The 9,870-nt window shown below is 53.4% G+C and carries 10 protein-coding genes and 1 tRNA gene; 5 read left to right on the forward strand and 6 right to left on the reverse strand.

The annotated features are described in order from the left end of the window. The 3 genes from N5J71_RS21515 to N5J71_RS21525 form a co-directional block, all read right to left on the reverse strand. Positions 1–231 (reverse strand): Arm DNA-binding domain-containing protein (locus N5J71_RS21515; RefSeq protein ID WP_279917621.1); only part of this gene is annotated, 231 nt, incomplete at its 3' end. Positions 232–405: 174 nt separating this feature from the next. Continuing rightward, positions 406–473, reverse strand: a tRNA-Phe gene (locus tag N5J71_RS21520). Positions 474–697: 224 nt separating this feature from the next. Further along, positions 698–2,248 carry a hypothetical protein gene (locus N5J71_RS21525; protein ID WP_033986451.1) on the reverse strand — a complete coding sequence of 517 codons (1,551 nt, stop codon included), beginning with the start codon at positions 2,246–2,248 and terminating at the stop codon, positions 698–700. Between the two features lie 267 nt (positions 2,249–2,515). Here N5J71_RS21525 and N5J71_RS21530 point away from each other — a divergent pair, with 267 nt between their 5' ends. Together N5J71_RS21530 and N5J71_RS21535 are read left to right on the forward strand one after the other, a co-directional pair. Then, positions 2,516–2,872: a hypothetical protein gene (locus tag N5J71_RS21530; RefSeq protein ID WP_034062325.1), complete on the forward strand. Its 357-nt coding sequence runs from the start codon at positions 2,516–2,518 to the stop codon at positions 2,870–2,872. A gap of 36 nt (positions 2,873–2,908) precedes the next feature. Next, a complete protein-coding gene (locus tag N5J71_RS21535; protein WP_124126438.1) occupies positions 2,909–3,367 on the forward strand; it encodes a hypothetical protein in 459 nt (152 codons plus the stop codon). Positions 3,368–3,422: 55 nt separating this feature from the next. On the opposite strand, the gene N5J71_RS21540 is transcribed toward N5J71_RS21535, so the two are convergent. Then, positions 3,423–3,644 (reverse strand): hypothetical protein, encoded by a 222-nt coding sequence (locus N5J71_RS21540; protein WP_124126437.1) that lies wholly within the window; start codon positions 3,642–3,644, stop codon positions 3,423–3,425. 648 nt (positions 3,645–4,292) lie between these two features. On the opposite strand from N5J71_RS21540, the gene N5J71_RS21545 reads away from it, so the two are divergent. Then, positions 4,293–4,544: a hypothetical protein gene (locus tag N5J71_RS21545; RefSeq protein WP_143178528.1), complete on the forward strand. Its 252-nt coding sequence runs from the start codon at positions 4,293–4,295 to the stop codon at positions 4,542–4,544. A 298-nt stretch (positions 4,545–4,842) separates the two neighbouring features. Next, a complete protein-coding gene (locus N5J71_RS21550) occupies positions 4,843–7,107 on the forward strand; it encodes a DotA/TraY family protein (protein ID WP_279917622.1) in 2,265 nt (754 codons plus the stop codon). On the opposite strand, the gene N5J71_RS21555 is transcribed toward N5J71_RS21550, so the two are convergent. Beyond that, positions 7,108–7,443, reverse strand: a complete 336-nt coding sequence (locus N5J71_RS21555; RefSeq protein ID WP_124126436.1) for a hypothetical protein — start codon at positions 7,441–7,443, stop codon at positions 7,108–7,110. It lies immediately after the preceding gene. 270 nt (positions 7,444–7,713) lie between these two features. On the opposite strand from N5J71_RS21555, the gene N5J71_RS21560 reads away from it, so the two are divergent. Beyond that, on the forward strand, positions 7,714–8,757 hold the full coding sequence (locus tag N5J71_RS21560) for a site-specific integrase (RefSeq protein WP_134310756.1): 1,044 nt from the start codon (positions 7,714–7,716) through the stop codon (positions 8,755–8,757). 260 nt (positions 8,758–9,017) lie between these two features. Here the strand turns inward: N5J71_RS21560 and N5J71_RS21565 are convergent. Then, positions 9,018–9,870, reverse strand: an 853-nt coding sequence (locus tag N5J71_RS21565; protein WP_279917623.1) for a restriction endonuclease subunit S domain-containing protein, incomplete at its 5' end; no start/stop codon positions are given.

Raw genomic sequence — 9,870 nt, forward strand, 5'->3', positions numbered from 1 at the left:
GCGTGCCTCTGTGCGGCGCTGGCGGGCTTGCTGTAGGGGCACGGCGGGATATGCCCCCAAGGCGAGCCGCTTTTCCTTTCCATCGAAACGGTACTTGAGGCGCCACAGCTTCGAGCCGTTGGGCGTCACCTCCAGATATAGCCCTTGGCCGTCCGTCAGCTTGTAGGGGCTGTCCTTGGGCTTGGCTACCTTGATCGCGCTGTCCGTCAGCGGTGTGGCTTTCCGTGGCATGGGGCGCACCTCGTAGGGGCATAAATTTGACCGAACCGGCCATGCCCCAAAGAATGCCCCTAAAGATTGGGGCTTACAAGGGTTTTCACGGGAAGTATAGACAACAAAAAACCCGCACTAGGCGGGCTTCTTGTGGGCTTTCGGGTGGTTTTGGCACTACCTGAAAACTATGTATGGTGCCCAGGGACGGAATCGAACCGCCGACACGGGGATTTTCAATTCGCCGGTGTCACCATTTCACCAGGTACCAGTAAAGCTCCAGCGAGTCACGGTACATTACAGTAAATCACTATAAAATCAACGCATTAGGTCTCGATGCGTCACAGTCGGGAAAATCCGTACTGTACCGGTAGTGTACCTGAAACCAGAGCGAATTATCTGCCGGGGACCCGATGCGTGATAGCCCTATCTGACCGCCTCATGCATCCGGCTTTACCAGTACGCAGCAAAGACTCGATTTGTGGGCTTATCGCTTTGGCTTGTTCGCCTTTTTAGCTTTTTTTCGGGCCTCTCGTGCCATTCTGCGTCGCTCGGCTCGATTCATGGGAGCGCCGGACTCGTAATCGTAAAATTTCGGTCCGCCGAAGTTGAAAGGCATCGGAAATTCATGACTTTTTCCCCCGAAACACTCGACTTCCTGGGCTGGAGTTTGAAGTACATCGAGCTCCTCCATTGCGCTCCTCCAAGCGGCGGACTCTTCCGGACTCATCTCACCACTGAGGTCGACATATAGGAAATCTTGAGAAGAGAGCTTCTCGGAGAAGGGTTCAGAGGCAATACCAATTGCTTCAGACACGTTGGGAAAACGGATTTGGATGCCGTGACAGTACGCCAGCAATGCGGCCGAGCGTTTCTCCCGGTAGGCCTGGTAGCTATCACCCGGTGGCTTTGGAACCGTCAGGAAAACGTACGCGCGGGACATGTTGTTGCCGCTCAGAATTATGCGCGCGAATTTCTTGCCGGGCTCGCTGTGTCTGAGCGCAAAACGGAAATGTTCAGCAAGCTCTCGCCTAGCTAGTCGTGGTTCTGCTGCAAGAGCGCGCAGGATTCGCTCGTGGTCAATGGTCTCCGGCGGCGTGTCGGGAAGGCCGATAGCTGTCCCGGTGCGAACAAAGGACGCTTGGTGCTCGATGAGCGCATCCCACATGTAGCTGCCCTGGTCGGCCTCGCGTTTAGCCGCACGTTGAGGGCTTGATCGATAGAATCGCCAGTCTCCCTCCAGGAGGGTGACGGCTTGAGTGCCAGGCGGCACCTTGGGCAAGGCGTGCTTGCCGTTCTCCATCGTGCACATGTAATGCGCTAGTAGCTCCTCTTCGCCGGCAACGTGCATGAACAAGCCGTTCGAGCCAAAATAGCGCTCCTTGCAAACTAGGTAGTCGACAAGGTCGGGGACAGTGTCCAGCTCCTCCAAAAGGGCGTCGACCGTCATCTCATCGAGGAGGTGGACGAAGCGGCGGTTCTTCAGCGGAAATCCGACTTCGAACGGGTGTTCGTAGTGGGCATCCCCCTCAAGCATGCTGTTGAGCATCAAGCTACCGCTGCTTCCACCGCCGAAGTGCCGAACCGCTGCCTCATGGCCGCCTCGCGTAACAGCAATCAGGAAATAGCGGGCTACGCTGGGATCCGGAAGCGTCACCGGCAACTTGGTCTGGCATGATTTATCGACAAACACGCGGTCCGGGAACCGGCGTAGGAAATTTTCGGCCCCTGCAAGCTGCCTTGCAGATTTTTCTATAGCCCGCTTGTACCATCGCGGCCAGGCAATCTTAATGTCCACGTCCGACTGAAACGCGCAATGTTTGTCGGAGAACAGAAGCACATCGGTGCCAAAGACCACCAATAGGTCTACCAACTCCTTGCCGTCGCCCTTGCCGCCCGATCTACCCTCGTCGCTATAAACGTTTGGGTAGCTCCACATACTCAGGAACGCCTTGCGGGCGAGCCGGGCTAGAGCTCGTTCCGATTCGGTTGTGCCCTGTGCCTCAGCTGCTTTCTCCCAAGCGGTCTTATTGCTCATCCTTTACTTTCCCTGTTTTGCTAAACACCAGCATATCTGGGCTGTTTACAATACGTGCATCGAAGTTGACTGAGCTGTCAGCGCATCATCTACACCACGTTGCGTGTGCCCGCGACACCTCAGCGTACGGCAGTGTCACAGTCGATTTTTGTCAGGCAGGCCTCGGCCGTCTACTGGTCAGGTCGAACGTGTTTTGCGGTCAAGATGAGCGCAATTTCTCACGCAATCAGCCTAGGCGGTCATGGCATTACAGGAGCGAGAATTGCGATGGATACAAGCCCTCATCTAGCCGCTTGGCAGGAAATCGATCCGCCACCTCGCTTCCGCCGCCTCCTAACAGGCTTCGGGATTTCTGGTGTTGATTCCCGGGTTGGCGCCGGTTGGGTCGGTGCCTGCACCGTGAGCTTTCTCATGGATGGTGTTCAGCACCAAGATGTTTTGTCCTCGATTGATGACGCTCTGCTGGTCGCTGGGCTACTGAACTCGCCAACTGTGGGGGCGAGTGAAATCAGGGTGGTGGCGTCTGCAGCTGTGGAAGGCGTCTACAGCTCGGCGATCGAGTGGGGGCATGCCAGATTTGGTGAGAAGGCTCTGGGCGAGTTGTTGAGTTGGTGGTCGCTCTGAGCCAAAACAGACAATAAGGCTATTACTTGGAGAACAGTGAAAGTGTGGAGCTGGTTTAAGATTTATTTTTCAGTTGTGACAAAGGCATTTTATGAAGTTGCTTTCGTATTGTTGCCTGTTGCTGTTTGGATGGTTGTAATCTTTTCGGTAGGAGGAACAAAGGAAGAAATTAAGTCCCTGGTGGCCTGGCCTTTTGCCGGGCTTGCTCTATTTGGTGCGTCTCTAAGAGATGGTATAAGCGCATTTCATCAGGATACACCGTTCGATAAGCGGCAGAGAGAGATTATCATTGCGGGCTCGCTGATTGGTGTCGTGTTGTGTACAGTCTTGATGACCCTTGGCGTACTAAAGGCGAGGGGTGATCTAAGTTACCTTTTCTCAGCTTTTAGGGAGATGGTGTTCATTCTGCTGCTGTCGGGTATTGCCTTGTTGCTCGTTGTGAAGGCTATCTTGGCTCAGCGCAAAGATTTTGGGATTTATAAAGGCCAGCCTTGAATGCCTCATAGCCCCACGTATTCGCTCAACGAGAGTGGGGCATAATGGGCAAGTATTAGGCTGCGGCGATTAAGTTTTGAATGAAGTGTCTGAAGGCACGTTTCGCACCTTTTTGGTTGGAAACTGTTGCATATGCTTCAACAACTTTCTCGCATGCTGGGCCAAGTAACTGTCTCAGGGCTTTGAGCTCGGATTCGGCTTTGGGATCCTCTAATCGAGGATTGGCGGTCACCAGGGCGTCGTCTAGCACGATATCGGGTATAGTCTTTTTAGCCATTTTGGACCCTCCAACGGTCTCAGGTGGTTAGGTACTGGCTGGGGTTGCAGCCCCAACCAGTACCGCTCCTTCAATTTAATTCCACCACACCCTCTTCGTCCAGTCTGTTTGTCTGTTTGTTTTTCTTTTTTAAAAAGAGCAAACAGACAAACAGAGGGATAGCTTTGCGCTGCGTAAGTAATTGTTATTTAAGGATTATCTGTTGTGTTGGTGAACGTTTATGGGGTGTAAGGTGAACGTTTATGGGGCTAGGGTGAATAGATATGGGGCGAAAGGTGAAAGCTTATGGGGTGGAGGGTGAAAGTTTATGGGGAGCCATGGTGAAAGGATATGGGGCAAAAGGTGAATGTCTATGGGGTGGAAGGTGAAAGGATATGGGGGAAAGGTGAAAGCTTATGGGGCATTGTAGTTTTTTATTGATTTCTAGAGATTGATAAAAATAAATTTTATTCGGGGTTTGTTATGCGTTTCATTGGGCTAAACCCCGAGCGATTTCGGTGTGACGAAACTTTCCTCGGGGTTTATTAGGTCTTTTACCGTGGGAAACCCCGAGTGTGGCAAAAGCCACTTAATTCTGCGCTTGTTGACGTACTGCTTGGCTATCGAGAGCATTTGAGCACCTGTCGAGATATTACAAAGGTGCTCCAAATGAACGCGGTTATGATGACTCAGCAGAACCAGAAAACAAAATTTGAACAAGACTTTTTGAACCGATTTGGCCCGTTGGTTTCGCAAAGCCAGCTTGCTGATCTATTGGGAATGACTGCTAGAGGGTTGAGCACATTTCTATGGCGCAAAACTGAACTGGCTAAAGGTATTTGTGAGTGTCGAGTTAAAGTTGGTCGGAGAGTGCTTTATCGTACTGTAGAAATTGCGGGGCTACTCGCATGCCAACAGTAAATTTCGATGCGATTCTAGGTTCACCTGCATTTACGCGATTTACGCATCGCGCCTTTTATCTGCTGTTGCTACTGACTAACTTGGGAGCTCCACTAGGCCAGCATCGCGTATGGGGTGGATTACCAGGCTGGTGGGTGTTCCCCATAACTGCCGTACTGGCCCTTTTTGCCGTGCAGCAGTACTTGTCCGGCGGAAGTCAGTTTTATGCCCTCGCCGGCATCCCGTATGCCCTGATGTATGTGCATGACGCTCTTTGCACGCCCTTGGTTCTACCGCCAGCACAGCGGAGAGCGGCCAAATGAGAAAGTCACTGCTGCTCTGCCTATTCCTTGCCGCAATTCTTGGGGGAACAGCGCATGCTGACTCCCCTGGCGGACTGAACCAATTCACCCCGCCACCAGGCGACACATCCGTCGACTTCCTGAAAGAAGTCTTCGGCTCGATCGTGAGCACCATCCACTCGGGCGGAAATGTGGAGGGAGGCGAAACCGAGGACGTGCTGGGCAGCATGATGTCCGTGTTCGGCGGCGCCGTGATGTTCTTGGGGATGATCTTCATCGCCTACACCACGATCAAAGGCACTGTGGACTCCGCTCAGGATGGCGAGGTCCTTGGCCGGAAGATGAGCGACATTTGGATCCCGTTGCGCACCGCTGCCGGCGGCGCATTGCTACTGCCGCTCGGGCATGGCTACTCGCTAATACAGATCATGGTGCTCTGGCTCGCGATCCAGGGCGTTGGCGTAGGAGACGCGATCTGGAGCCAGGCCGTCGACCAGATCGGTAAGGACGGCATGCTGTCTCGACCGCTAATCCCGGATTCCAGGCCGCTCGCGGCCAATATCCTGAAATTCGAGGTCTGCAGCGCGGCGATGAACAAGCAGTTCGAGGCCTCCGGCCGGTCGACGCGCATACAGGCGGTAGCGTCCACCCGCAAGGTGGTAAACACCGGCGAGATAGACGTCGACATCACTGATGCCATACCTGTCTACGGCGGCATCAACATGGTCCAGAAGTACAACAAGGCGACCTACACCGTCACCGACTACAAATGGAAGGCAAACGACAACTCCTACATGAACCCCGATGTGTGCGGCGCTCTCACCTGGAAGCAATCCTGGGAGGCCTCAGAGGGCAACAGCAACACCAAGGTCATCAAAGAGCCGATTCTCGCGGCACACGCCAAAGCCATCCAGCAGATGATCCAGGATATACGGCCGACGGCACAGCAGATCGTCGCTGGGCAAAAGCCGGCCCCGGGCGTGATCGACGCCGCAGCGAACACCTATGAAAACTCGCTTCGTGCCGCCGCCAAGACTGCCGTGATGCAGACTAGTGATCGCGCTGCAGCGGACTTCCTCAAGGCCGCCAAGGACGGCGGTTGGCTGTTCGCCGGCACCTGGTACAACCACATCGTCAAAATGAACGACGTGATGCAATCCACGCTGAACGGTCTGCCAGCAGCAGATCCCATTGCCATCGTCGACAAGGAGACCAAGGAGACACTCCAGACATACGCAGACGTCATGCTCACCGCCGACGAGTATGCCAAGCATCGCGTTGACTCGGTCCGGAACACCTACTACGCCGAGACCAACGTGCGAGAGCCCCGTGACGGTGAAGGGGCCTGGGAGTACGTCAAGAAGATGATGTCCGCCCCGTTCATGGGCGCGATCAACCAGATGACGCAGAGCATCGCTGGCTCCAACCTCAACCACATGAGCCAGATGAAAAGCTTCGGTGACGTCATCGTGACAATAGGTGAGGTAATGCTCGCTTCGATGGCCGGAGTGAGTGGGGCTGCAAATTCGCTGGCGGCCAAGGTCACTGTGGGAAGCGTATTCGACGTAGGAGCCGTAATTCAGTTTGCGTCTGGCCTCGTGACGACGTTGGTGCTGTTATTGTTCTTTTTCGGCGTGACGTTGAGCACCTACGTCCCGATGATCCCCTTCATCACCTGGACGACCTCGATTGTGAACTGGTTCGTTCTGGTGCTGGAGTCTGTTATTGCTGCTCCGCTGTTCGCTGTCGCGCACATCCATCCAGACGGTGACGATACGGTCGGCCGTGCAGGCCAGGGTTACATGATGATCCTCTCGCTCGTGATGCGGCCTGCTCTGATGTTATTCGGCCTGGTTGGAGGGATGTTGCTCACCCAGCCTATCGTCGGTTACATCAATGCGGCCTTCATGTCTGTCGTCTCGGGAATCCAGGCTGACAGCATGACCGGCATTGTGAGCTTCATTGCCTACGTGGCCATCTACGTTGTGATCATGACTACGGTCGTGCACATCGTCTTCAGCTTGATTCACTGGGTACCGGACAACATTCTCCGTTGGATCGGCCAAGGCGCTACCGGAGGCATCGCGGACGCTGAGCGCACTGGTGATGGTGGGCAGGACGTGTTTGTGGCCGGTGTTAGGGAAAGCAAGCACGGGGCCGCTGGTGGCCTGGGTGGTGGAGCGAAACACGGCAAGGGGCCTGACAATTCTAGTTCTGGCGCTTCTGGCCGAGGCATGCCTGATAACAAAACACTGCTTGGCGGGCCGCCTCCTGGAGGTTAATTACCTCCGGGGGCGCGAGCTTTCTCCCTCATACCCACGATCTTCAAGATACCTATCAAAGGCCTTCTGGCGAAGCGAATCCCTGTTTTCCTTTGCAAGTAGTGGAGAGTTAGGAGAGGTCTTTCTTAACTCTTCTAATAACAGAAGTAAAACATAGTTATTCGCTTCAAAATGGCCTTGCATAATTTCAATGCGTTCATTCAAAGCGTGCACCTGATTTTTCAGGTTCTCTGAATGCGAGCGCCACTCACTAATTACAGCTTCGTATGATGCTTGGGTTGCGCGAGAGTGCGCGTAACCGGCAGATAAACCAACTTGATATCCGGAAGATGACATTGAAAGTCTCCATGCGTGATGCGATGAGAATATTCAAGCAAAGTGATTGCGGATGTACAAGCATTAGCCAAAGAAAAAGTCGCATGTGACCTAAACGTCGATGAGTCATGTGTGACCTAAAAATGATAGGTCGTAAGTGACCTAATAAAGAAAACACATTCACGCAGCTGCGTGAATGTGGGCACCGGTCGCCGGAACGGCGATTCGCGTAGCGAAAGGTGCCCCGTCAGCCAGCCGAATCGAATGAGTTAGGTCACAGGGGAGAGCTGTATGAAGGCCCAGGAAGAGATTTTCGAGATCGTAAGAACGGCTCGCCAACGGATAAAGCAGATGCCGTCCAGAAGCCGATCTAAGGCTACCGATGATGATTATGTTCGCGAATATAATCGTATGGTTGGCGATGAAGGAGCTGATCCAGAAAAACTATGGTCAGCAATCTGCGCAACCAAAAGCAAGTCTACATATCGGAGAAGAGTGGCCGCAACAATTCACTGTTGTCGTGTTCAGCTTCAGGAAGCATTGCGGAGCCAGGATGCGGCCCAGCGTGCGGGTGATACGAATGCCCTCAGATACCAAGTGTCAGTGATCGAAGGAGCGATCGGAATCCTGAATATTGTTGAAAGGCACAAAGGACAGTGTCCCCTGGAGAATACGGTAAGGCGAAAATCAAAGCGGTCTGACTTGAAATACCTGCCTGGCAATTGGCGGGAGCAATTGTATAAAAAGCTCGAGGGCAGCAAGTACGAACTGGCATATCTGGTAGAGGCTATTTCGGGATGTCGACCAGGTGAACTCGAGAAAGGCGTTAAAGTGATTTGCAAAGAGAGCGGGCTGCTGACTATCCGGGTCGACAACGGCGTCAAGGTTACTGCTCAGAAAGGGCAGCCTTGGCGAGAAATCACCTATCGAGTCGATCAGAGTCCGTTGGTTAGGGCTCTCTATGAGGTCTGCAGAAAGGTCGCACCAGATACGGAAAAGATCGAGACGGTTGTCGACATCGAGAAAACTACCAACTGGCGCGCAGCGCTGTCGTCAGCCGGACAGAAGTTATGGCCGAGACTGAAATTCAGGGTCTGCCCGTACCACCTCCGCAACGCCGCGGCTAGCGACTGGAAGCGGGCTGGGCTGAGCGAAGAGGAGATCTCAGCTGCATTGGGACACTGCGTGAACAAGACCTCCAGCCTCTATGGTCAATCCCAGATCGGCCAAGGGGGCAGCGGTTTGTGCCCCGTTGAAGTAAGAGCTGCACGGCCTGTCCTGAATACCCGCACTCCATCTCCTCAAGTAAATCGGGTCTTCCTGAGCACTACATGACCCCGCCGTTTACGTGCCATGGTCAAGTTCGGAGTACCAACCCTCGACCGGCTGCGGCAGCGGAGCTGCCTTGGTCTCGGGTTTGCGATTTGAAAAGAGCTGCTAATACAATTTACTAGATCTTTTAGCAGGTGGCTCTGCTGCCAAGGCACCCCGGAGGAACTCCATGGGTCGACATATTTTGGCTGTCCTGCGCAGGATCTGGACACCTCTACTAAATGTCTTCGAATGAGAAAGGCCGCTTACTTGGCGGCCTTGAACTATTTTCCGAGAATTTTCTGCAGATGCTGCTCCATGAGTGTTGTCATTTCATTCTCCAGAATGTCTGCGTCCGCATAGAGCTTAGCTGCACTTTCAGCAAGATCAGCAATGGCTGCCTCTTGCTCTTCTGTGAGCCGAACAACCTGCAGGTTATTGACATCCTCAACCTCAATTTCCGGGATGCTAGAACCGTAGGCCAGAGATTTAACGAGAGGCCTTCCCAGGGTCGGGTGCGAAAGTGCTGTGTAGATATAGCCTACTCGACTACTAAAGTTTTCCCTAGGCTTTATCCGAATCACATGGTCTGAAATGATTTTTTCTTCTAGGAATTTGTTGGCGATTGCAAGTGTTCCGTTGAGCCCGTAGGTTTGGCCTGAGCGCGCCAAAAGCAGCCATCCTTCTTTCACTCGCCCCTGAGCCTCATCGCCAAAGTTGATGTCAGCAATCCGTTTTGGTAGGTCGGGATTGACCTCAAATAGATTTGCGCTACCTACCAACTCAATACCTTCTTCTGCTGGGATGCGTTGAAAACGTCCTGGAAGCCAGCATTGTGCACCTATGCTCTTTAGGGACTCGGTAGTTAGATTGGCTTTCTTGAAGTGCGCATAGAGAGCCTGTACGGATGGATTGTGGTAGACGCCTTCAAGTCTTCTTCTTCCAAAAGCTAATGATGAGGATGAAACACTGAAGCCAACCTCGTCACGCTTATTGAAGTCTGGCTGTCCAATGTACTTTTCGAAGAGGCGCTCTGCTTCTAGGAATTTGGTGTAGGCCTGATTCCGCTCCTCTAGGATGCGCGCTGTCATGCACTCGAACTGTTCGGCGAGATTGTCATCGGGGCTGGGAACAGGC

Source organism: Ectopseudomonas oleovorans (assembly GCF_029845265.1).
Lineage (GTDB): Bacteria > Pseudomonadota > Gammaproteobacteria > Pseudomonadales > Pseudomonadaceae > Aquipseudomonas > Aquipseudomonas oleovorans.

What these genes read in the sequence shown, in the direction of transcription:
- N5J71_RS21525 (WP_033986451.1), bottom strand. Translation starts at nt 2,248, where the DNA reads ATGAGCAATAAGACCGCTTGGGAGAAAGCAGCTGAGGCACAGGGCACA.
- N5J71_RS21530 (WP_034062325.1), top strand. Translation starts at nt 2,516, where the DNA reads ATGGATACAAGCCCTCATCTAGCCGCTTGGCAGGAAATCGATCCGCCA.
- N5J71_RS21540 (WP_124126437.1), bottom strand. Translation starts at nt 3,644, where the DNA reads ATGGCTAAAAAGACTATACCCGATATCGTGCTAGACGACGCCCTGGTG.
- N5J71_RS21545 (WP_143178528.1), top strand. Translation starts at nt 4,293, where the DNA reads ATGAACGCGGTTATGATGACTCAGCAGAACCAGAAAACAAAATTTGAA.
- N5J71_RS21550 (WP_279917622.1), top strand. Translation starts at nt 4,843, where the DNA reads ATGAGAAAGTCACTGCTGCTCTGCCTATTCCTTGCCGCAATTCTTGGG.
- N5J71_RS21555 (WP_124126436.1), bottom strand. Translation starts at nt 7,443, where the DNA reads ATGTCATCTTCCGGATATCAAGTTGGTTTATCTGCCGGTTACGCGCAC.
- N5J71_RS21560 (WP_134310756.1), top strand. Translation starts at nt 7,714, where the DNA reads ATGAAGGCCCAGGAAGAGATTTTCGAGATCGTAAGAACGGCTCGCCAA.